We start from the raw sequence: 22,688 nt of genomic DNA, 5'->3' as shown, positions 1-22,688 counted from the left end.
TTCGCTCGCTTACGACGGGTCATGCCGAAAATCATCACCGCTAAGCGCCAGGAAGATGAGCTTGAACGGGCTCGGGCCTACGTGAAGCAACACATCCTCTTTCCCGCGGGCCTGCTCGGGCTCGTCTGCCTGGTGGCTGGCACCTTCGCCTTGGTCTATCAGTTTTTCTTCGAGACCTATACCAAGGCTTCCTTCATGCAGACGAGCGGGCTTATGCTGGCGGGCGGGCTGCTCGGGTGGGCGCAGACGCGCTACCACCGCTACGTGCTGCACGAGCACCCCTGGTACTTTGCGGCGCGTCAAAAGCTCTTCACGAAGAGCGGACCCAGGAGAGGGAAAAAGGACCCGTTCGGGCCGCCCCTGGAGCATCCGGGGCGGAGCTTTGTGCCGCTGGGCTATGTCCTCGGAGCAGGGTTCCTGGTCGGCCTAGGAGCCTGGAGCGCGTACTCCGGACAGGTGGACGCACTGGCGGCCTTCGCCATGCCATGGGCCGCGTTCTTCTGGGCCAAAATGTTTTTCTGGCGGAGAGTCCTCCTAGAAGGCAACAGGCAAAAGTAAAAAGGCACAAGCAGAGGTCTGCCTCTACTCGTAGCCGGTTACTTGTGCTGGTTACCTTTTGCCTTGTGCCTTGCGGAGGCGGCGCGCGCCTCGAGCACGCGAACGCGCTGTTCCAGCTCGCGGATGTGTTGGCGCAGCTCCGGGAGAAGCGGGATCATCGCATGGGCCTTGCGCGCCACGTCGGCGGTCATGACCGGCGCGCCCGCCACCACCTGGTTTGACGGTAGGCTCCGGTTCACCCCCGCCCGCGCCGCGATCATCACCTGATCCCCGATCCGGACATGGTCCGTGATGCCGGCCTGCCCGCCGACCATGACGTGGTGTCCGATCGTCGTGCTGCCGGCGATGCCGACCTGGGCGACCAGGATGCTGTGTTCGCCAATCGTGACGTTGTGGGCGATCTGGACCAGGTTGTCTACCTTGGTCCCCCGCTTGATGAGCGTGTGCCCGAAGGTGGCCCGGTCCACCGTGACGTTGGCGCCCAGCTCCACGTCGTCCTCGATGACCACCCCGCCGATCTGCGGGATTTTCTGGTGGCGCCCCTCGTGCTGGACGTAGCCGAACCCGTCGCTCCCGATCACGGTGCCGCTGTGGACGATCACGCGGGCGCCGAGGCGACAGCCCTCACGGACCGTGACGTTGGGGTAGAGCACACTGTCGTCCCCGATCTCCGAATCGTCGCCGACGAAGACGCCCGGGTAGAGCGTAACCCGAGCGCCGATCCGGACGCGGTCGCCGAGGGTGACGAACGGCCAGATGGACACGTCGGGCCCGATCGAGACGTCCTGACCCTTGACGACCAGCTCGGCGACGCCCCGCGGCCGGTAGGGACGGGTGAAGTACCGCTCGACGATTCGCGCGAAGGCGTAGGTCGGGTTGGCGGCGACGATCTGCGGGCGGGCGAGGGTCGGAATCTCGCGCGAGACCACGAATGCCCCGGCGCGGGAGGCGAACGCGGCCTTCAGGAAGCGGTCCTCGGCGACGTAGGTGAGATCCGACGGCCCTGCCTCCTCCAGGCTGGAGACCCCGACGACGGTGGCATCGGCGGAGCCTAGCAACCGTCCGCCGATCGCCTGGGCAAGGTCGCCCAGTTTGAGCGGAAACGGAGTCGTGGGCTCGCCCATGTCGGTGCTAGTCCTTCTTCTTCGCGGACGAGCGGCGGGCCGGCGCTGCAGCGGGGCTCGACGGTGGCGGAGGCGCGAGCCGGCCCTCGACGTAGGTGATCACGTCGGCGACGGTCGAGAGCTTCTGCAGATCCTCGTCGGGAATCTGCAGGTCAAAGGCTTCCTCGATCCGGAACAGCAGCTCGATCGTGGCCATAGAGTCGAGCCCGAGGTCGTCGCGCAACGCCATGTCGGGCTGGATCGTGCCGGGGTCGCGCTTGAGGTACTGGGCGAGCGCGGTCTGGATTCGCTCGGCGATCGCTGACTGGTTCTGCATGCGCAAGGTCTCCTGGCCCAGGTGTCGGCTGACCCCCGCGGGCGCTATCGGTACTGCTTGAACACCACCGCCGCGTTGTTGCTGCCGAACCCGAAGGCGTTCAGCAGGGCTACTCGCAGGCGCCGCTCCTGAGTCTTGGAGGAGATCCCGGGCAGGGCGCAGGCCGGATCGGGGTCCTCGTAGTTGATGGTCGGGTGCACCAATCCCGTGCTGAGGGTGAGGGCGCAGACGATCCCCCCGATGGCCCCGGCGGCTCCCAGGGTGTGGCCGATCATGGATTTGGTCGCGTTCACGACGAGGTCGTCCGCGCGGGCCTGGAACACGCGCCGTAGCGCCCGCACCTCGACCGCGTCGCCGATCGGGGTCGAGGTCGCGTGGGCATTCACGTAGTCCACCTGAGATGGAGGAACCTGGGCGTCGCGGAGCGCCATCTCGATGGTGGTGGCCACCTCTTCGCCGTCCTCGCGGGGGATCACCATGTGATAGGCCTCGCTCGTCGCCCCGTAGCCTGCCACTTCCGCGTAGATGCGGGCGCCGCGCCGGCGCGCGTGGGCGAGGGATTCAAGGATCAGGGCGCCGGCCCCTTCCCCCATCACGAACCCGTCGCGTGCCCGATCGAAGGGGCGGGAGGCCAGCTCCGGCCGGTCGTTGAACCGGGTGGACAGCGCGCGCAGCGAGCAGAAGCCGGCGAACACGAGCGGGGTGATGCTGGCGTCGGCCCCCGCCGTGATGACCACATCGGCCTGGCCGCTCCGAATGCTCGTGAGTGCCTGGCCGAGGGCGTGGGCGCTGGAGGAGCAGGCTGTCGAGATCGTGAGGTTCAGGCCCCGGGCGCCGGTTGCCACGGCGACGATGCCGGAGGCCGAGTTCAGCGTGATGGTCGGGATGAAGTTGGGATGCACCCGGTGAGGCTTCTGGGTGTGGTAGAGCTGGGTGATCTCCCGCTCGCCCATGACCATCCCGCCCATCCCGGCACCGACGATGACGCCGACGCGGTGCGGATCCTCGCGGTCGAGCCGCAGCCCCGCGTCCGCCATCGCCTCCTTCACAGCGACCAGCGCGAACTGGGCATACCGGTCCACGCGCTCGGCCTGGGTCGAGTCCAGGTACTGGGTCGGTGTGAAATCCAGCACCTGTCCGGCGACGCGGGAGCGGTAGGCCTCTATCGGGAACTCGCTGAAGGACCGGATGGCGGAGATCCCGGACCGTCCCTCGAGGGCGGACTTCCAGAACTGATCCACGCCGATCCCGATCGGAGAGACCACCCCCACTCCGGTGATGACAACCCGCTTGGCCATGACCTCCTGGCGTCGCCGCCGACTCAAAGACCGCCCTTCTTTTACCCCAAGCCTGCCATGAAATCAACTTATCCCGCAGCTTGCACATGAGGCGCGGGGCGCCGGGAGCGGGTGCCGCTCGGTCCCGCCGGTCCCAATCCGTGCCTCGCGGGGGTGTCTTACTGTCTGACTCGGAGGAACAGGTACCCGCCGAAGCAGAGGAACAGCAGGTTGGCCACCCATCCAGCGAGGACCGGGGCGAGCACGCCGCTGCGTCCCAGCGCGATCCCGATCGAGTGCGTGGACCAGTACAGAAATCCGATCACTAAAGCCTGGCCGATGCCGAAGGCCATGCCCCCGCCGCGGACCCCGGCGCGCCGGAGGCTCAAGGCAATGCCGACGAGGGCCATGATCAGGCTGGCGAAGGGAAAGGCGATCCGGGCGTAATAGTCCGTGAGGATGCGGGCCACGTTGTAGCCGTCGCGGCGCAGCCGCTCAGCGTAGTCGCGGACGTCCGGCAGCGTCATCTCCTCCGGCTCCAGTGCGAGCGAGGCGTGGAGGTCCTCGGGCGTCTGGGTCATGGCGAGCGGCTGCTGATCGAAGAGGCTGATGTCGAGCCGGCCGCTCGGGAGCAGACGCCAGTGGACGCCGTCCAGCAGCATCCAGCCCTGATCGGTGAAGCGCGCTTCCCGGGCCTCCGTGAACTCGTCCAGCGTAAAGCCAGGGCCGAGCTGGTAGAGGCTCACCCCCCGCAGGCTCGTCCCGTCGGGATCCACGACCTCCACGTTCATCAACGCCCGTGGCCCGATTTGGATCCAGGGGTGATCGCTCTTCAAGGTCCGCGGGGTCTGCTTCTTTTCGATCAGGGCCGCCTTGACGAATTCCGCGCGGGAGTTCGCCAGGGGGATCACCGTCGCCGTGGCGCCCAGCAACACCGACGCCACCGCGAAGGCGAACAGGAGGAACGGCGACGCGATCCGGGCGAGGCTGATCCCGCAGCTCCGCATCGCGGTGATCTCGTGGTTCCGGGAGAAGATCCCCATCGCGAGGAGCGTGGCCATCAGGACCGCGAGCGGCGCGATTTGCAGGGAGATGGCAGGGGTCTTCAACAGGAAATACTGGAAGACGGTCAGCATCTGCGCGTCGTAGTGAAGGAACCGCCGGATCTTCTCGAAGAAATCCACCACGAGGTAGACGGTCAGCAATCCCGCGAAGCACATCAGGAACACCTTCGCGTATTCCCGCAGCAAGTATCGAAACAGGATCCGCATCGGGGTTAACGCCGGCTCACGCGGTAGAACAGAACGCTGGTCAGGGCCAGAAAGACGCCGTTCGGCAGCCACGCGCCGGCGAAGGGCGGGAGGATCAAGGTTGTGACGAGGAATTCGCAGAGCACGTTGAGCACGTAATAGACGACCACGATCACGACGCCGACGGCGAACCCGCCGATCCGGCCGGAGCGTTTCGAGACGATCCCGACGGGCACGCCGAGCAGGCCGAAGATCAGGGAGGCGGTCGGGAAGGCCAGGTCCTTGTAATGCTCCATGAGGCGCCGCCGCGCCCCGGTGTCCTGCCAGCCCGTCCGGTCAAGCTGCTCCAGGATCGCCTGGCGCGACGGGCGCTCCTCCATCGGCGCGTAGAGGCTCTGATCCAGGCTCAGTTTGAGATCGTACGTGGAGAAGCTCACCCGGTGGTACTGCTCGCGGTCCTGGGGCTTGACGTGAATGGTGCCATTCTGCAGGCGGATGCCCACCTGCTGGCGGACCGGGTCGTTGAGGACCGTGTAGCTCTCGGCGACGATCACGCGGGCGTCCCCCGGGGTGCGTCGATCTGCAATAAAGATCCCCGGGGCGCGCTCCCCCTCATGGATGTCCGGGACGTAGATCACCATGTGCGGGACCGGCTCGTTGAACACCCCGCGGTCGAGGGCGAGCACGAGACGGTCGCGCAAGAGGCTCAGGGCCAGCTTCTTCAGCGAGATGTTGCTCCAGGGCTGTCCCCACTGGGACAGGAACAACGTCAGGCCGAACACCAGGCAGGAGAAAAGCAGCACAGGCCGAGTCAACCGGCTCAGGCTCAGCCCAGCCGCCTGCATCGCGACGAGCTCCTTGTCGTAGGACAACCGGCTGAAGGCGGTGATTGAGGCGATGATGCCGGCAATGGGGAGTGTGAGGACGAGAAACGATGGCAGCAGATGGAGAAACACCTTGAGGACGGCGAGGAAGCCCACCCCCTTGGAGACGAGCAACTCGACCAACCGGAGCAGCTCCTTCGTCAACATCACGAAACAGAGTGCCCCGAGGCTGACCAGAAAGGGAGGAAGAAGTTCCGTGAAGATGTACCGCGACAGGATGTTCCGCAACAGGCCCTCGCGCCGGTCGGCAAGCGATGGCGCAATATACTGGATTTTCCACATGTTGTAAACCGAATGATCGAGAGGGGCCCTGTGATTTCTGCTTGAAAGCGTCCGGACGCGGCGAGACCAGCGTGGAGAAAGTTGCTTGACAACCTCCAGAGCCTGTGTTAAATGCTGCCCCCGGTTTTTCGGGATGCTCATGCGCATGTTTACCCAGTTCACGCTACCGCAGGGGGGTCGCCTTCTGCGGTATTTTTTTGCGTCGCCGACCATAGGGGATTCCGGGAGGGTCTGCGCACCCCTGTTGGTGGGGTTGCTCGGGAAAGGAGGATCCTGTGAGAAGCAAGGGCACAGTTAAGTGGTTTAACGATCGGAAAGGGTTCGGATTCATACGGTTGGAAAACGGGGAGGATGTCTTTGTCCATTATTCGGCCCTTCAGGGGGAGGGATTCAAGACCCTGAAGGAAGGGGAAAGCGTCGAGTTCGACATTGTCCAAGGGGCCAAGGGGCCTCAGGCGGCGAACGTCATGAAAATGCCGGCGTCCTCCTGAGCCGGGCACGAATCTCTTCCGATCCGGGGGGCCGCCGTCACCAGGGACGGCGGCCCCCCGGCTTTTGGGGGCCTGAGGGGCCCTGCGAGGCGGGGGCCGCGAGTGGCCGGGCCGCTTTCTTGACAACCTCCTCCAAAGCTGCTAGGTCTGCGGGCGATGCGGAGCGTGTTCCTTGCCGCCCGATAAGACGACCATTCTCGAAAACGCTCAGTTGTACGCGTCCCGCGGTCAGTACGACAAGGCGATCGCGGAATGGAAAAAACTGGCCGCGCTCGCTCCCGCCGACGGCACCATCCACAACACGATCGGCGATCTGCACCTCAAGCGAAACGCGCTGGGCGAAGCCGTGGAGGCGTACCTGGCGGCGGCCAGCGCCTTCCAGGCGGCCGGGGCGCCCCTGAAGGCCATCGCGGTATACAAGAAGATCCTCAAGGTTGATCCCGGCCGGTACACCATCTACAAGCAACTCGGCGACCTGAATGCCGAGCGCGGCCTCCTCAGCAATGCCATCTCGGACTACCTAGTCCTGGCGAAGGGCTATCTTAAAGAAGGGCGGACGGCCGACGCCATCGAGGTCTACCGGATGATCGTCGGCCTCGATCCCTCGCAAGTGGAGGTGCGGCAGAAGCTGGCTTCCCTTTGTTTGCAGGAGAATCGGCGGGCGGAGGCGGCCGAGGCCTTCGTGGCCCTGGGATGCGAGTGCCTGGCGCAACAACGTCCCGCCGAGGCCAGGGAGGCATGTCTCTCGGCGCTCCGCATCGAGCCGGAGTATCGTGAGGCACAGCAATTGTTGCGCACCCTCGACGGAGAGCCGGGCGAGGTCGAGGCGCCAGGGGCGGGGCCGGCGCCAGCGGCCCTGTTGCGCCCGAGCGAGCCCGGCGAGGGCGGCCGGCAGGGCAGCCTCAATCGGGCGCTCCGCCTCACGGGGCAGGGCCAATACGAGGCGGCGGAGACCCTGCTCACGGAGCTGCTCTCCGCGGAACCCGGCGATCCCGAGATCTGCCGACTGCTCGCGACGCTGCATCTGCGCCGCGGCCTTGTGGGGATCGCGCAATCGGAGTTCAAGTTTCTGGCCGAGTCGGCGATGCGCGCGCAGGACTTTTCGCTGGCGGAATCCATGATCCGGGAGTATCTGCAGGCGGACCCCGGGTGCGTGGTCTTCACCGAGTTGCTGGGGCAACTCTACGAACAGACCGGCGAGGCGGCTGCGGCGGCGGCCCAGTATGGGAAGGCGCTGGAGCACTTGCTGGCGCATCCAGACCCGGATTATCCGACCCTACCGCTCGAGTTGTATGCCAAGATCAGACTCCTCGATCCGGCGAGCGCGCTGGTGACCCGGTACGCGCCGCTCTTTGAGACGCCGCCGGCGGCGGAGCCGCTACCCCCGCCCGCGGCGGCCCCCTCGGGCGCGGCCCGTTGGCTTGCGGAAGAGGCCGGAGCGAGGGAGGACGAGGAGGAGGTGTCCGCGCCATTCGCCTCGGCGGAAGCGCCCGCGCAGGACGCGCTCGAAGGGGTCGTCGAAGAAGTCCCGGCAGCGGGTGGATTCGCGCAGCCCCAGGTCCAGCCGGTTTCCGCCGAGGCTGCGGACGCGGGGGAGGCTCCTCCCGACTACGAAGGGCATCTCGAGCTGGGGGCCGCCTACCGGCGTCTGGGGCTGTTGGAGGAGGCGGTCGCGGAACTCCAGATCGCCGTCGGCGGCCCGACGACTTTCCTTGAGGCCTCCCTCGAGCTGGCCTGCTGCTGGCGGGAGCGGGGCGAGGCGCGCACGGCGCGCGCCGTGCTGGAAGACGCGCTAGGGGACCCGCGCAGCGAGGGGACAGCGGGTGACCCCCTGCGCTATGCATTGGCCGGGCTCTATGAGACGGAAGGGGAGCTGGATCGGGCGGTCCAGCTCTATGCCCGGATCCCGATGTTCAAGGATGCGGCCGTCAGGGTGGAGCGGCTGGAACGGATGCGCGGCGGCGCCCGGGCTCCGTGCGGCATCCCCGTCCGGACCGAGCCGGGTCCCGCCCTGTCCCGCAAGGGCGAGCCGGTCGCAGAAGCCCCCGCGGTCGCCGTGTCAGAGCCCAAGAAGCGGCGGATCTCCTATCTGTAGCCGAGGGGCGCCGGCGATGACCCTGCTCGAGTTCTTCGGCTTGCGTGAAAATCCCTTCTCCATCACGATTGACAGCCGCTTCTTCTACAACACCCAGCAGCACGCCGAGGCGCTGGTCCGGCTGAAGTACGCCGCCGAGCAGATGAAGGGCTTAGCCATGCTGGTGGGCGACGTCGGGACCGGGAAGACGACGCTGGCGACCCGGCTGCTGGAGGACCTGGTCGCCGACGGCTACGAAGCGGCGCTCCTGATCGTCATCCATGCGACGGTCGCGTCCGAGTGGATGCTGCGGAAGATGGCGTTGCAGATGGAGGTGGCCGAGCCGGCCGAGGGCAAGACCGAGCTGCTGACCCAACTCTCGCGCCGTCTCCAAGAGGTCTTCGAAGCTGGGAAAAAGGCCGTCGTCCTGATTGACGAGGCCCAGATGCTGCGGAGCCGCGAGCTGATGGAAGATTTCCGCGGGCTCTTGAACATCGAGATGGACGGTCGCAAGGTCGTGACGTTCATCCTGTTCGGGCTGCCGGAGCTCGACGAGGTGCTTGCCCTGGACCGCCCGCTCCAGCAGCGGGTAGCCTTGCGCTATAAACTGACCGCCCTGGACACCGCCGGGACCGAGGCCTACGTGCACTATCGCCTCCGGATCGCGGGGTGCCGTGATCCGCTGTTCGGGCCGGAGACGATCCCCCTGATCTGCGAGTACTCGAAGGGCATCCCCCGCCTCATCAATACGTTGTGCGACAACGCGCTCCTGGAAGCCTTCCTGCGCAAGCAGAACCGGATCGAGGCGCCGCTCATCCATGACGTGGCGCGGGACCTCACGCTCGCGCCGTAGCGTGTGAGGAGTGAACGGTGATGAGGGAAGGCGCCGTCCACGGGTCTTCTGAAACTCCCACTCATCATCCGTCACTGATCGCTCATCACGGTTTCAGGCGACCCGGTTCGGTGCCGGCCGGCCCTCGAGCACCGCCCGAATGTTCTCCAGGCACACCAGCCCCATCTTAACCCGGGTCGCCAGTGTGGCGGAGCCCAGATGCGGGAGCAGGACCACCTGGGGCAGGGCGCGCAGCGCGGGATGCACCGCAGGCTCCTCTTCATAGACATCGAGCCCGGCGCCGGCGATCCACCCCTGCCGGAGTGCCTCGACCAGGGCGGCCTCATCCACCACCGGGCCGCGCGAGGTGTTGATCAGGAACGCCGTGGGGCGCATCTGTCGAAGCGCGGCGGCGTCGAGCAAGTGGCGCGTCTCCGGCGTGAGCGGCACGTGGAGGGTGAGGAAGTCTGACTCGGCGAGCACTCGCTCGAAAGACACCCGGCGCCATTCCGGCTGGAGCGTCGCGGGATCCGGATCGGTCCGCGTGTAATAGCGGACGGCCATGCCGAACCCGGCGGCCCGCCGAGCGACCGCGCGCCCGATCCGACCCATGCCGACGATCCCGAGGGTTTGGCCCGAGACGTCCGCGCCCAGCAACTGGGTCGGCGTCCAGCCGGTCCAGCCGTGGCGCCGGACCAGCGCATCGCCTTCGATGAGCCGGCGCGAGACCGCGAGGAGCAGGGCCCAGGTCAGATCCGCCGTCGCGTCCGTGAGCACGTCGGGCGTGTTGGTGACGACCACGCCGCGTGCCCGGGCTGCGTCGAGATCAATGTTGTTGTAGCCGACGGCATAATTGGCGATCACCCGCAGCCGCCGCGCTTCGCCGAGCACCACCGCATCCACCCGTTCGGTCAGCGTGGAGAGCAGGGCCTCGGCCTCGCGGAGGCCTTCCCGGAGGCGGGAGGGATCCGGCGGGTCGTCCTGGACGGGAGCGGTCAGGTGGAACTGCTCCCGGATCCGGTCCATGACCGGATCCGGGAGCCGTCGGGTGAGGTAGAGCGTGGGGCGGCACATTGGGGCGTCCTGTTGCTCGGGGAGAGGCGCATCTTAGCGGAGGTCCGGCCCGCGCCACAACCGCTTCCGTCACCGTCGCCTTGACCTGGCGCAAACGGCTTTGCTAGACTGCGTTGCTAACTCCTTGACTGTTTGTTGAATTCCTCCCGTACTGTTCCATCACCATATGAGGGACATGATGAGGGACTGGCTATCTGACGAAGCAGACCGCCGCGCCCGTCTGGCGCTGCGGGCCGAGGGCAACCCCGACGAATGGGGAGCCGGCGACCTGGAGGCGGCGGAAGAGCTGCCTCCGGCACCCGCCAACGTGGTCGCCAAGCCGGGCAACGGCCGGGTCACCATTTCCTGGGATCCGGTGCCGGACGCCATGTACTATAACCTCTACTTCCTGACCTCCAAGGGCGTCCAGATCAAGTTCTCCGAGCTCACCAGACCCATTGCCGGCGCCGCCGACTTTAACCCGAAGAAGGGCGTGAAGAAGGAGAATGGCACCTGCATCGAGGGCGTGACCTCCCCCTACGTGCACGACGACCTCGCCAACGGCACCTGCTACCACTACGTCGTGACCGTCGTGACCCCCAAGGGCGAGAGCCCCGAGTCCGAGGAGGTCATGGCGATCCCCTCGCCGTACCTGGTGGCGCAGATCATCGGGAAGGCTGGGGTGGACGACGGAGAGTTCAACTCGCCGACCGGCATTGCGTTGGACAAGGACGGGAACATCTATGTCGCGGATACGGACAACCACTCGATCCAGAAGTTTGACAAGGACGGCACGTTCCTGGCCCGGTGGGGCGGCGAGCCCAGCTCGGAGGAAGGGCAGTTCTACTACCCGCGCGGCCTGGCGACGGGACCCGACGGCGAAGTGTACGTCGCGGACAGCGGCAATAACCGCTTGCAGAAGTTCGACGCCGAGGGCACCTGTATGCAGGCCTGGGGCAAGTTTGGGTTCGCCTGGCGCGGCGCCGACATGGGCAAGTTCGACGTCCCCTGGGGCGTCGCGACGGACAAGGACGGCAACATCTACGTCGCGGACACGAGCAACGCGCGGATCCAGAAGTTTGCGGCCGACGGCACGCCCCTGATGAAGTGGGGGCGCGACGGCAGCTTCGACGGGGCCTTCTTCTTCCCGCGCGGGGTGGCTGTGGATTTCGTTGGGAACATCTTCGTCGCGGACGAGGGGAATAACCGGGTCCAGAAATTCGACTCGCGCGGCAGCTTCCTAACCAAGTGGGGCAAAGAGGGCAGCGGGCCCGGCCAGTTCAAGGCCCCGTGGGGCGTGGCCTGCGACGCGCTCGGCAACGTGTACGTCGTGGATCAGGGCAACCACCGCGTGCAGAAGTTCGACGGCAACGGGACGTTCATCTGCGCCTGGGGCAATCGCGGTATCACGGAAGGGCAGCTCAACTTCCCCTCCGGTATCGCAGTGGACAAGGAAGGGAACGTCTACGTCGTGGACAGCGGGAACAACCGCGTCATCAAGTACGTCCCGACCGAGGAGGAGCTGCAGAAGGAGAAGGAGGCCGCGGCCAAGCAGGTGGAAGGACTGCCGGCGCCGCGAGCCCTGGTCGCCAAGGCCGGGGACACCGAGGTCACGCTGAGCTGGCTCGAGGTCCCGGGGGCTGTCTCGTACAATCTCTACTTCCACACCGAGCCGGGGGTGACCGTCCAGAGTGGCACCCGCATCGAGGGGGTGACGAGCCCGTACACGCACACCGGCCTGACCAACGACAAGCCGTATTACTACGCGCTCAGCGCCGTCTACGAGGACGGCAAGGAGAGCGCACTCTCCGAGGAAGTTTCCGCGATCCCGGTCCTGATTGATATGACCGCGCCGCAGAACCCGAACGTCGTCCTGAACCACGGGGCGTTCATGACGAACTCGCCGGACGTCATCGCAACGATCTCGGCGAACGACATGGATACGGGTGTGGCGGCCTACTACATCTCCGAGAATCCGGTCGCTCCGACCGCCGGAACGCCGGGGTGGGTGGAGGTGCCGCCAGCCCAGAAGTTTGGCGCGACCGTGCCCGTGACCCTGTCCCCGGGCGATGGGCCCAAGACGGTCTATGTCTGGTTTAAGGACGCGGGCAACAACGTCTCGGTGCCTGCCAGCGCGAGCATCCTGGTCAACACCTCCGGATACCTCTGCGTCGCCAAGTGGGGCAAGCCGGGCCGCGGGGCCTCGTTGCTGCATGGGGGCGAGTTCATGGCGCCGATGTACGGGCTTGCCGTGGACCAGCAGGGGTGCCTGTTCGTCGTGGACAATGGCAACAACCGCGTCCAGAAGTTCGACAACAACGGGTCGTTCATCTTGCTGTGGGGCAGCTTCGGGTCGGCCAACGCGAACTTCCACAATCCGACCGGCATCGCGTGCGACGCCAAGGGCGATGTCTACGTGGTGGATACGAACAATCACCGGATCCAGAAGTTCGACGGCAAGCTCGGCAGCTACCTCATGAAGTTCGGCTCGCGCGGCAACGGCGAGGGACAGTTCAGCTCGCCCTGGGGCATCGCGGTGGACCGGGTGCGCGGCTACATCTATGTGGTGGACAGCGCCAATTTCCGGATCCAGAAGTTCGACCTGAACGGCGAGTACATCATGTCGTGGGGTAGCTTCGGGTCGAACGACGGCCAGTTCTACTTCGCGCGCGGGATTGCCGTGGATCCGGCGGACGGCGCGGTCTACGTCGTGGACATGGGCAACCACCGGGTCCAGAAATTCGACACGAGCACGAATGTGCTCCCGCAGCTCATCACCAAGTGGGGCGGCGGGCTCGGGCCCGGACACGCCAGCAGCCCGCAGGCGCAGGAGGCGGGCCAGCTCCGCTCGCCCTGGGGCATCGCGGTGGACAGCCGCGGGGACGTGTACGTGACGGACACGGGCAACCACCGGGTCCAGAAGTTCGACCGCGAGGGCAACTTCATCACCCAGTGGGGCGGATTCGGCACGGGCGACGGGCAGTTCAATTTCCCCTACGGCATCGCGGTGGACGCGAAGGGCAGCGTGTTCGTCGTGGACAGCGGGAACATGCGGGTCCAGCAGTTCATGCCTGCCGAGGAAGGCGAGGAGCGGCTTCGCGAGGAGGCCGAGGCCGCGGCGGCGCTCACGGACCAATCCGGTCAACCGCAGGGTTCGTAGGGGGCGCCGGTTGTTCTCCCGGACGCGCCTGTGATAGAGTCGCCTGCTTGCGATGCTCGCGCGCCGCAGGTCTTCATCCTGAGGGGGTGACCGATGCTCGATAAGGACGTGCGGGAGGCGTTGACCTTCGACGACGTGCTGCTGGTGCCGGCGGCGTCCGAGGTACTGCCGAACGAAACCGATACCCGCACTAAGGTCTCCCGCAACGTCACGATCAACATCCCCATCGTGAGCGCAGCCATGGACACGGTCACCGAGGCGCGACTGGCGATCGCCCTGGCCCGCGAGGGGGGCATCGGGATCATCCACCGTGTGCTCTCGCCGGCCGACCAGGCGGCGGAGGTGGACAAGGTCAAGAAGTCCGAGAGCGGCATGATCCTCGATCCCATCACGATCTCGCCGGATCAGACGATCCGGGACGCCCACGAGCTGATGGCCCGATACCGCATCTCCGGCATCCCGGTGACCAAGAACGGGAAGCTGGTCGGGATCTTGACGAACCGCGACCTCCGGTTCGAGAGCCGGATGGACCTGAAGGTCTCCCAGGTCATGACGAAGGACCGGCTCGTGACCGCCCCGGAAGGGACCAGCCTGGAGAAAGCGCGTGAGATCCTGCACGAGTACCGAATCGAGAAGCTGCCCGTGGTCAACAAGAAGGGTGAGTTGAAGGGACTGATCACGATCAAGGACATCGAGAAGCGGATCCGGTACCCGCAGGCCTGCAAGGACCAGCACGGTCGGCTCCGCGTGGGCGCGGCGGTCGGGGTCGGAGCCGACGCCGATCAGCGGCTCCCGCTGCTGGCCAAGGCTGGGGTGGACGTCGTCGTCGTGGACACTGCGCACGGGCACACCCGGAGCGTGATCGAGACGGTCAAGGCCATCAAGCACAAGTATCCGGAACTGGACGTGATGGCGGGAAACATCGCCACGGCTGAGGCGGCCCGCGACCTCCTGAAAGCCGGAGCGGATGCCGTCAAGGTCGGGATCGGCCCGGGTTCCATTTGCACGACGCGCCCGGTGGCGGGTGTGGGGATGCCGCAGCTCACCGCCGTGGCCGACTGCGCGGCGGCGCTGGCGGGCTCCGATGTGCCGGTGATCGCGGACGGGGGCATCAAGTTCTCCGGCGACATCACCAAGGCGCTGGCGGCTGGGGCCTCGGCGGTGATGATTGGCGGCATCTTGGCCGGCACGGAGGAGTCGCCGGGCGAGATGGTGCTGTTCCAAGGCCGGACCTACAAGGTCTACCGGGGCATGGGCTCGCTGGGCGCCATGGAGCGCGGCGGCAAGGATCGCTACTTCCAGGCGGGCCGGCCGGAGTCCAAGCTGGTGCCGGAGGGCATCGAGGGCCGGGTGCCGTACAAGGGCACGCTGGCTGGTGTGATCTACCAGCTTGTCGGCGGGGTGAAGTCCGGCATGGGCTATTGCGGCTGCCGCACGATTCCCGAGCTACAGAAAAAGGCCCGCTTCGTTCGGCAGACGCTGGCCGGCCTACGTGAGGGCCATGTGCACGACGTGATCATCACCAAAGAGGCGCCGAACTACCGAACTGACTGGGAGTAACGCGAATAGCGAGTAGCGAATAGCGAATAGCGCAGAGAGAGACTTTCGCACGAGTTGGCTGCTAGCTACCAGCTGTTCGCTACTGGCTGAGACATGGAACTCTGGCACGATCGCATCCTGATCCTCGACTTCGGTTCCCAGTACACCCAGCTTATCGCCCGCCGCGTCCGCGAAGCGCAGGTCTACTCTCAGATCCTCCCCTGCACCGCGCCGCTCGCGACGATCCTCGCGCACCGCCCCAAGGGTATCGTGCTGTCCGGCGGACCGGCCAGTGTCTACGACCGGAAGGCGCCGCTCGTGCCGAAGCAACTGCTCGATACGGGCCTGCCGATCCTGGGGATCTGCTACGGGATGCAGCTCGTGACCCATCTGCTGGACGGCGAGGTGGCGCGAGCGGCCCGCCGCGAGTACGGGCGCGTGGAACTGGTGGTGGACGACGCATCCGACCTGTTCAAAGGCGTCGCGTCGGGGCGCTCCCTGCAGGTCTGGATGTCGCACGGCGACCGGATCGAGCGCATGCCCAAGGGCTTCTGCGCGATCGCGCACACGGCGAACTCGCCGGTCGCCGCCATGAAATCGGTAGGAGGCGGCCGCCGCATCTATTGCCTCCAATTCCATCCGGAAGTGACCCACACACTGGACGGCGGCAAGATCCTTCGGAACTTCGTCTTTGACATCTGCGGCTGCCAGCCGACCTGGACGATGACCTCCTATGTGGAGACGGCGGTCCGGACGATCCGAGACGAGGTCGGGGAGAAGCAGGCCATCTGCGCGCTGAGCGGCGGTGTCGACTCCTCCGTCGCGGCGGCGCTGGCGCACCGTGCACTGGGTAAGCAGCTCACCTGCGTGTTCGTGGACAACGGGCTGCTGCGCAGCGGCGAGGTGGAGCAGGTCCGCAAGACCTTCGCCTCCCATCTCAAGCTGAACCTCCGGGTCCTGGACCGCGCCGCGCAGTTCCTGGCGGCCCTCCGGTCGGTCGCCGATCCGGAGCGGAAGCGCAAGATCATCGGCCGGCTCTTCATCCGGAATTTTGAAGCTGAAGCGAAGCGGCTAGGGATGGTGGACTATCTCGTGCAGGGCACCTTGTACCCAGACGTGATCGAGAGCGTGAGCTTCAAGGGTCCCTCAGCGACGATCAAGACGCACCACAACGTCGGTGGGCTGCCGACCCGGATGCGGCTCAAGCTCATCGAGCCCCTGCGTGAGCTGTTCAAGGACGAAGTGCGCGTGCTCGGGAAGGAGCTAGGGCTGCCGGACGAGGTCATCTGGCGGCAGCCGTTCCCCGGGCCGGGCCTGGCGATCCGGGTCCTGGGCGCAGTGACCGCCGAGCGCCTGGCGATCCTGCGCCAAGCCGAGGCCATCGTGGACCAGGAGATCCGGACCTCGGGCCTCTACCGGGAGCTGTGGCAGGCCTTCGCGGTGCTGCTGCCGGTGCGAACGGTCGGGGTCATGGGCGATCAGCGCACGTACGAGCACGTGATCGCGATCCGGGCGGTGACCAGCCTGGACGGGATGACGGCCGACTGGGCGAGGCTGCCCCTCGAGCTGCTTGGCAAGATCTCGGGCCGGATCATCAACGAGGTGCGCGGCGTCAACCGGGTGGTCTACGATCTGAGCTCCAAGCCCCCGTCCACGATCGAATGGGAGTAGGGTGATCAGTGATGCGTGATGCGTGATGCGTACTAGGTCAAAACAGGAAGCCTTGACGTCCGGGCCCCATCACTCATCACTCATCACCCATCACGGGCATCTCGTCCGGTTGCACAAGGCCATCGCCGACTCGGGGCTGGCGTCACGCCGGCAGGCGGAGGAGATGATCGCGGCCGGCCGGGTGACGGTGAACGGGCGGGTCGTGCGGAAGCTGGGCTCGAAGATTGACCCGCAGCGGGACCACGTGAAGGTGGACGGCCGGCATATCAAGCCCGTTCCGCCCGAAGTGTACGTGATGCTCAACAAGCCCAAGGGGGTCGTGTCATCGCTCAGCGACCCGGCCGGCCGGCCGACGATTGCGGACCTGCTGGCAGGGGTCAAGCTCAGGGTCTTCCCGGTCGGGCGTTTGGATTTCGATAGCGAAGGCCTCCTGCTGCTCACGAACAACGGCGCGCTGGCGCAGGCGCTCCTGCACCCGCGGTATCACGTGCCGAAAACGTACCTCGTGAAGGTCAAGGGCATCCTGACCGACGAGGAGATCGCGACGCTGGAGCGGGGAGTGGAGCTGGAGGACGGCCGGACGGCTCCGGCAGTCGTGAAAAAGGTGCGCAAGGCGGAGCAGAATTCCTGGCTCGAGGTCACGATCCATGAGGGACGCAAGCACCAGGTCAAGCGGATGCTGGAGCACATCGGCCATCCGGTGATCAAGCTGACGCGGGTGCGGTTCGGGCCGCTGGTCCTGGGGGATCTCCCGCTCGGGGACTACCGCTACCTGACCGACCGGGAGGCCAACGCTCTGCGGGCCCTGGTCCGCGAGCGCCTGGCGCGCGGCACGAGGCTCGAGGCTAGAGGCGTGAAATCGCCGGCCTTGCGTGACCCTATCGTCGCACATTCCCCTCGCCCCTCGCCTCTGGCCCCTCGCCTGCGCGTGCGGAGGAACGCATGATGCGGCGCACGCACCATTGCGGCGAGCTCACGCGCGCCCACGTCGGGCAGCTCGTGACCCTGACCGGCTGGGTCCAGCGCCGCCGCGACCACGGGAACGTGATCTTCGTGGACCTGCGGGACCGCTATGGTCTCACCCAGATCGTCTTCAACCCGGAGGTGAGTGCCGCGGCGCATCGGGGGGCCCGTGCCCTCCGTGGCGAATTCGTCATCGCGGTGACGGGCACCGTCGCGCTGCGTCCTGAGGGATCCGCCAACCCCAATCTGGCGACGGGAGAGGTCGAGGTCCTGGTCCGAGAGGTCCAGGTCCTGAACGAGGCGAAGACCCCGCCGTTTCTGGTGGAGGACGAAGCCGAGGTGACCGAGGCCCTCCGGCTGAAATACCGCTACCTTGATCTCCGGCGTCCGCGGATGCAGCGGCTGCTCAAGCTCCGGCACGACGTGACGCAGGAGGTCCGGTCGTTCCTCAACGGCCACGGGTTCCTCGAGATCGAGACGCCCGTACTCACGAAGAGCACGCCGGAAGGCGCGCGGGATTATCTCGTGCCCAGCCGCGTCAACCCGGGCAACTTCTACGCGCTCCCGCAGTCACCTCAGCTCTTCAAGCAAATCCTCATGGTGAGCGGGGTGGACCGGTACTACCAGATCGCCCGCTGCTTCCGGGATGAGGATCTCCGCAACGACCGCCAGCCGGAGTTCACGCAGATTGACCTGGAGGTGTCGTTCGCCGACCGCGACCTCGTCATGTCGCTGATGGAGGAGATGATCCGGCAGGTCTTCAAGCGGGTAGCCGGGATCGAGCTGCCCACCCCCTTTCCCCGGATGACCTATGCCGAGGCAGTCGGGCAGTACGGGACCGACAAGCCGGACCTGCGGTTCGACCTACCCCTCTACGATGTGAGCGGGTTCGCGGCGACGAGCGAGTTCAAGGTGTTCAAGGACGCGGTCGCGAAGGGCGGGATCGTCAAGGCCCTGATCGTGAAGGGTGGAGCCTCGATCCCCCGGAGCCGGATTGACGCGCTCGGTGAGACGGCCAAGCAGTTTGGCGCCAAGGGGCTCGCCTGGGTCAAGGTCACCGGCGAGGGCCAGCTCGAGTCGGTCATCGCGAAGTTTCTGGACGCGGGGCGGCTGCTCGCGGCTTTGCCGGAGGCGGCGGTCGGCGACCTGCTGCTCTTTGGCGCGGACCACCCGGGCGTCGTCCACGATGTGCTGGGACGGCTGCGCCTGCTGCTGGGGGAGGAATTGAACCTGATAGACCGGGCCGCCTGGAAACCGCTCTGGGTGGTCGAGTTCCCCCTGCTCGCGTACGATCCTGACGAGAAGCGCTACGTCTTCATGCACAACCCGTTCGCCGCGCCACTCGACGAAGACCTGCCGCTGCTCGACGCCGATCCGCTCAAGGCCCGGGCGAAGGCCTACGACCTGGTGCTGAACGGCAACGAGATCGGCGGCGGCAGCATCCGCAACCATCGCCGCGACGTCCAGCTCAAGATTCTGGACCTGCTGGGTATCCACAAGCAGGAGGCGGAGGCCAAGTTCGGGTTTCTGCTGGAGGCGCTGGAGTACGGCGCACCGCCGCACGGCGGGATCGCCTTCGGCCTGGATCGGCTCATCATGCTCCTTGGGGGGGCCGACTCCATCCGCGACGTGATCGCGTTTCCGAAGACGCAGAAGGCCCAGTGTCCTATGACTGAGGCGCCGTCGCCGGTCAGTCCCGATCAGTTGAAAGAGCTGCGGATCCGCTTGGATCTGGTCGAGTGAGCGCCGACGCCCCAACCCAGGAGCCCGGCATGGTGCCCCGATCTCCCGTGGCCGTCCCAAAGAGACGCAGCACGCTGCGCCTGGTGCTTGAAGAGGGCGGGCCCGGGTTCTGCCAGTTTGCGCTCAACAACGCCTGCAACGCCAAGTGTGGGTTCTGCAACTTCGCGCTGGACAAGCTGCCGCAGAAGGACTGGATCTACGTCCCGCAGCAAGGGGCGCTAGATGCGCTGGCCATCCTCTCCCGCTATGGGGTCCGCTACCTGGTCCTGACCGGGGGCGAACCGACGCTGCATCCGGACATCGGGGCCATCATCGCGCAGGGCGCCGAGCTGGGGATGAAGGTGATCCTCGTGACGAACGGCGGTACGCTGCGGCCGGAGCGCATCCGGGACTGGGTGGCGGCCGGCCTCACGAGCTTTATCATCTCGGTGGACGCCGCGACCAAGGAGGCCCATGAGCGCAACCGCGGGCTGCCCGGGGTGTGCGAGCGCATCCGGGAGGCCAACCGGCTGCTCAAGGAGCTGAAGATCCACACCACCGCCTCGGTGACCATGAGCCGGCTCGTGGACTACGACGCGCTGCCGGCGTTCCTGGAGTCCCTGGGGTTCAATTCGGTGACGTTCTCCTACCCGTTGCGCGAGCTCGGGTCGAACTTCCTGGGCTTTTCGGACTCGGGGCTGATTAACTATACCGAAGTGGAGCTCCACGAGGAATTCGAGAAGGTCAAGCGGCTCAAGAAGCGATTCCTGGTGGTGAATCCGACCCCGTCGCTCGAGGAGATGCAGCGCTTCGTGAAAGGCGAGCCCCAGCGGTTTCCCTGTCTGGGGGGATTCCAGTACTACTATCTGGACTGGAACCTGCAGCTCTGGCGCTGCCACAACTGGGACAAGCCGATGTGCTCGATCTACGAGTTCGACGGATCCCAGAAGGTTCGGGATGGCTGCACGAAATGCATGATTGACTGCTATCGGGACTCGAGCGTCATGCAATATATCGGCGTGTCCGTCCACGACGCCTACCAGGCCCTCCGGGCCGGGCAGCTTGGGCAGGCCGTCAGGGCCCTGGCGCGGCCGGCGAACCTGGGCTCGTTGCGCGCTGTCGTCGAGGAACTCCCCTGGTTGCTGCGGTTCTGAGCGGCCGGCGGTCCCGGCACGCTCTCGTGGCCTCTTGGCAAGGCCGGAGAAAGGTTGATCTATGGTCGGTGTCGTGAAGATTCTCGGCACGCTTCTGTGTACCTGCTGGCTCTTGTTGGGAGGGGCGCTCGTTGTTGGCGCGGAGGGTGCTGCCTCAGGGCAGGATGTGGGCGGCCACCACCACGAGCATGGCGGTGGCCGTGATTCCACGGGGCCGGCTGTGCAGTTTCCGATCTCCGGTATGGATCCGGAGGAGGACCTCGCCTATTCGCTGTTCATGCACCATGCCGCGGGCGCCGGGGTGTTGCTGGTCGGCGGCTTGCTGCTCGCGGATCGCCTCACGGCCGGCCGGTACCGGGCGTTTCGAGCCGGCATCGGCGCCGCCTGGGTCGGGATGGGGCTCTTCCTCTTTACCTTTAGCGATCTCGAAGCCTGGCCGATCGGCCCCGCCGGCTTTCTCGAAAGCTTCTCGCTGCCAACGGCGCACGAGTGGATTCAGCACCACGTGCTCTCGCTGATTCCGGTGGCGTTGGGCGTCGCGACGCTGGCTTTGCCACGGCGGGAAGAGGAGGGCCACCCCGCCTGGAAATATCTAGCCGCGGGGCTCGGAGTCCTGGGCGGCGCCGGGTTGCTCATCCACCAGCACCTGGACCATCCGGGCATGGATGTCGTCAATCTTCAACACCGGCTGTTCGCGCTTACCTCCTTCTTCATCGCGGCGGGCTTGGTCATAGAAGGGAGCCCGCGGATCATGTGGAGGGCGAAGCCCTACCTGCTTCCCGCTGGTCTCCTGCTCCTTGGAGTGCAGCTTGCCCTCTATGTGGAGTAGGTGCTGCCGCCAGCGGCTTGGCCACTCGCTTGGCGCACCCCGACGGGGCGCCAACGGAGGCGAGTATGGCGCCGTGGCGCTGGATCGCGTTGGCCTTGGTGGCAGGGCTTGGGGCCTGCGCGCTGGTCGAGCCCAAGGAGACGACCTATTTGCGGTCAGCGGAGGGCCGGGCGACGCAGGAGGAGGTCAGACGGAACCTTGGAGAGCCGGCGATAACAAAGGTAGGTCCGGCGGGCGAGCAGCTCTGGGTCTATCAGATTCGGGAGCAGCAGCCGGGCAATCGGATCACCTCCAGCGGGATGTGGTGCGACGAGTACGTCCTGACCTTCGACGCCCAGGCCAGGCTCCGAGAGTGGACGCATCAGTCCTATTACCATGGCGGCGAGTTGCAGCCGACCTATTGCGTTCCGGGTGGCATGGATGGCCAATGAGTGTCCTGCTCCGGCTCGGGCTCGCCGGTGCGGCCGTCGCAGCCGCTGTCGGCTGTATGCTGCTCATCGCCGAGGAGACGCTGTACTTGCAATCCGCCGAGGGACGGGCGACCCAGGAAGAGGTCAGGCAACGGCTGGGAGTGCCCCGGCTCGTCGCAACCACCAAGGCGGGGGAATCCGTGTGGGTCTACGAGGTGTACGCCATCGAGCCGGGCGGCCAAAACACCTGGATGACGACCGGGTCCTGGTGCGACGAGTACGTCCTGACCTTCGATGGCCGCGGCATCCTGCGGGCCTGGACCCACAAATCGGAGAAGCACGGCGGCGAGCGGATGCCGACCTACTGTGTCACCAACGGGTTCAGGCCAGAGTCCTGATCGCGCAACCGCCCTGGGTCAGCTGCGAGGCTCCAAGGACTCTACGTCGGCGATGATCGTGTGGTAGCCGGAGGCGCCGGCGGGTTGCGGGCGGACAAGCTCGGCGATCTGCAACTGGCCCTTGGTGTCGGTGGCGCGGACAACCACCTGGTACTTCCCCTTCCTGGGCGGGCGCCACTTGTAGTTCCAGATGACCCAGGAATAGGGCGACATGGGCGGCTCCAGCTCGGCCGGCTCCCAGGTCTTGCCGCCGTCGAAGCTCAGCTCGACCGTCGCGATGCTGTTCGGGCCGCCGAAGGCGATGCCGCGGAAGATGTGCTCCGGCCCCGTGAGCGTCTGGTAATGGCCCGGGCTGTCAATACGGGAGAAGATCTTGATGGTGCCGTCATCGGTCCAGCCTTTGCGTTGCCAGTACCCTTTCCAGTCGCCGTTGTAGACCTCGATCTCCGTAATCCACTTGACGTTCTTGATCCCGTAGAGACCGGGGACGATGAGCCGGAGCGGGAAGCCGTGCTCTTTGGGAAGCTTCTCCCCGTTCATCAGGTAGGCCAGCATGACGTCGTCCTGCATGGCGCGGGCAAAGGGGATACTGTCGTCGTAGCCGTCAGCGGCGCGGAAGATCACGTCTCTTGCAGTCTCCTCCTCGACGCCAGCATCCTGGAGCAGTTTCTTGAGCGAGATCCCGCGCCACCGGGCGTTCC

The 22,688-nt window shown here is 66.2% G+C and carries 20 protein-coding genes (1 of these 20 running past the window's edge); 13 read left to right on the top strand and 7 right to left on the bottom strand.

Going from position 1 to position 22,688, the window contains the following annotated elements:
- Nucleotides 1–21 precede the first annotated feature (21 nt).
- The gene (locus ACWHYQ_RS01550; protein ID WP_447974011.1) at nucleotides 22–558 is read left to right on the top strand and encodes a hypothetical protein; all 537 of its coding nucleotides are present in this window, start codon (nucleotides 22–24) and stop codon (nucleotides 556–558) included.
- 38 nt (nucleotides 559–596) lie between these two features.
- On the opposite strand, the gene lpxD is transcribed toward ACWHYQ_RS01550, so the two are convergent.
- From lpxD to lptF, 5 genes are all read right to left on the bottom strand, one after another.
- Entirely contained in the window at nucleotides 597–1,682 is a 1,086-nt protein-coding gene (gene lpxD, locus ACWHYQ_RS01545; RefSeq protein ID WP_447974010.1) for a UDP-3-O-(3-hydroxymyristoyl)glucosamine N-acyltransferase, read from the bottom strand.
- 7 nt (nucleotides 1,683–1,689) lie between these two features.
- On the bottom strand, nucleotides 1,690–1,998 hold the full coding sequence (locus ACWHYQ_RS01540) for an acyl carrier protein (RefSeq protein ID WP_447974009.1): 309 nt from the start codon (nucleotides 1,996–1,998) through the stop codon (nucleotides 1,690–1,692).
- Between the two features lie 44 nt (nucleotides 1,999–2,042).
- Nucleotides 2,043–3,296, bottom strand: coding sequence for a beta-ketoacyl-ACP synthase II (gene fabF, locus ACWHYQ_RS01535; protein WP_447974008.1), 1,254 nt, complete (start codon nucleotides 3,294–3,296; stop codon nucleotides 2,043–2,045).
- 158 nt (nucleotides 3,297–3,454) lie between these two features.
- The gene (gene lptG / locus ACWHYQ_RS01530; RefSeq protein WP_447974007.1) at nucleotides 3,455–4,546 is read right to left on the bottom strand and encodes an LPS export ABC transporter permease LptG; all 1,092 of its coding nucleotides are present in this window, start codon (nucleotides 4,544–4,546) and stop codon (nucleotides 3,455–3,457) included.
- Between the two features lie 5 nt (nucleotides 4,547–4,551).
- Entirely contained in the window at nucleotides 4,552–5,691 is a 1,140-nt protein-coding gene (lptF, locus tag ACWHYQ_RS01525; RefSeq protein WP_447974006.1) for an LPS export ABC transporter permease LptF, read from the bottom strand.
- A 275-nt stretch (nucleotides 5,692–5,966) separates the two neighbouring features.
- Here lptF and ACWHYQ_RS01520 point away from each other — a divergent pair, with 275 nt between their 5' ends.
- The 3 genes from ACWHYQ_RS01520 (at nucleotide 5,967) to ACWHYQ_RS01510 (ending at nucleotide 9,109) form a co-directional block, all read left to right on the top strand.
- Nucleotides 5,967–6,182 (top strand): cold shock domain-containing protein, encoded by a 216-nt coding sequence (locus tag ACWHYQ_RS01520; protein WP_447974005.1) that lies wholly within the window; start codon nucleotides 5,967–5,969, stop codon nucleotides 6,180–6,182.
- Between the two features lie 172 nt (nucleotides 6,183–6,354).
- Entirely contained in the window at nucleotides 6,355–8,277 is a 1,923-nt protein-coding gene (locus ACWHYQ_RS01515; RefSeq protein ID WP_447974004.1) for a tetratricopeptide repeat protein, read from the top strand.
- 16 nt (nucleotides 8,278–8,293) lie between these two features.
- A complete protein-coding gene (locus ACWHYQ_RS01510; RefSeq protein WP_447974003.1) occupies nucleotides 8,294–9,109 on the top strand; it encodes an ExeA family protein in 816 nt (271 codons plus the stop codon).
- A 93-nt stretch (nucleotides 9,110–9,202) separates the two neighbouring features.
- On the opposite strand, the gene ACWHYQ_RS01505 is transcribed toward ACWHYQ_RS01510, so the two are convergent.
- Nucleotides 9,203–10,162 carry a 2-hydroxyacid dehydrogenase gene (locus ACWHYQ_RS01505; RefSeq protein WP_447974002.1) on the bottom strand — a complete coding sequence of 320 codons (960 nt, stop codon included), beginning with the start codon at nucleotides 10,160–10,162 and terminating at the stop codon, nucleotides 9,203–9,205.
- Between the two features lie 175 nt (nucleotides 10,163–10,337).
- On the opposite strand from ACWHYQ_RS01505, the gene ACWHYQ_RS01500 reads away from it, so the two are divergent.
- The 9 genes from ACWHYQ_RS01500 to ACWHYQ_RS01460 all read left to right on the top strand — a co-directional run bounded on the left by ACWHYQ_RS01500 (nucleotide 10,338) and on the right by ACWHYQ_RS01460 (nucleotide 21,987).
- Nucleotides 10,338–13,301, top strand: a complete 2,964-nt coding sequence (locus ACWHYQ_RS01500) for a 6-bladed beta-propeller (RefSeq protein WP_447974001.1) — start codon at nucleotides 10,338–10,340, stop codon at nucleotides 13,299–13,301.
- A 93-nt stretch (nucleotides 13,302–13,394) separates the two neighbouring features.
- Nucleotides 13,395–14,861: an IMP dehydrogenase gene (gene guaB, locus ACWHYQ_RS01495; RefSeq protein ID WP_447974000.1), complete on the top strand. Its 1,467-nt coding sequence runs from the start codon at nucleotides 13,395–13,397 to the stop codon at nucleotides 14,859–14,861.
- A gap of 93 nt (nucleotides 14,862–14,954) precedes the next feature.
- Complete coding sequence (gene guaA / locus ACWHYQ_RS01490) at nucleotides 14,955–16,511, top strand: glutamine-hydrolyzing GMP synthase (RefSeq protein WP_447973999.1); 1,557 nt, start codon at nucleotides 14,955–14,957, stop codon at nucleotides 16,509–16,511.
- A gap of 25 nt (nucleotides 16,512–16,536) precedes the next feature.
- A complete protein-coding gene (locus ACWHYQ_RS01485; protein WP_447973998.1) occupies nucleotides 16,537–17,457 on the top strand; it encodes a pseudouridine synthase in 921 nt (306 codons plus the stop codon).
- Entirely contained in the window at nucleotides 17,454–19,217 is a 1,764-nt protein-coding gene (gene aspS / locus ACWHYQ_RS01480; RefSeq protein WP_447973997.1) for an aspartate--tRNA ligase, read from the top strand. The genes ACWHYQ_RS01485 and aspS overlap by 4 nt, the downstream gene beginning before the upstream one ends.
- Before the next feature lie 29 nt (nucleotides 19,218–19,246).
- Complete coding sequence (locus ACWHYQ_RS01475) at nucleotides 19,247–20,350, top strand: radical SAM protein (RefSeq protein ID WP_447973996.1); 1,104 nt, start codon at nucleotides 19,247–19,249, stop codon at nucleotides 20,348–20,350.
- 241 nt (nucleotides 20,351–20,591) lie between these two features.
- Entirely contained in the window at nucleotides 20,592–21,179 is a 588-nt protein-coding gene (locus ACWHYQ_RS01470; protein WP_447973995.1) for a hypothetical protein, read from the top strand.
- Between the two features lie 65 nt (nucleotides 21,180–21,244).
- On the top strand, nucleotides 21,245–21,610 hold the full coding sequence (locus ACWHYQ_RS01465) for a hypothetical protein (protein WP_447973994.1): 366 nt from the start codon (nucleotides 21,245–21,247) through the stop codon (nucleotides 21,608–21,610).
- Nucleotides 21,607–21,987: a hypothetical protein gene (locus ACWHYQ_RS01460; protein WP_447973993.1), complete on the top strand. Its 381-nt coding sequence runs from the start codon at nucleotides 21,607–21,609 to the stop codon at nucleotides 21,985–21,987. Before ACWHYQ_RS01465 ends, ACWHYQ_RS01460 begins: the two co-directional genes overlap by 4 nt.
- 18 nt (nucleotides 21,988–22,005) lie before the next feature.
- Here the strand turns inward: ACWHYQ_RS01460 and ACWHYQ_RS01455 are convergent, their stop codons facing one another.
- Nucleotides 22,006–22,688, bottom strand: partial view of a molybdopterin-dependent oxidoreductase gene (locus tag ACWHYQ_RS01455; protein ID WP_447973992.1) — the 3' portion only. Its footprint extends 361 nt past the window's final position; 683 of the gene's 1,044 nt are visible here — the last part of the coding sequence; the start codon falls outside the window, past its right edge; it ends in the stop codon at nucleotides 22,006–22,008.

It is taken from the genome of Nitrospira sp. Kam-Ns4a (assembly GCF_965152595.1).
The sequence above is the reverse complement of the archived record's forward strand: the minus strand, read 5'-3'. Positions and strand labels throughout refer to the sequence as shown.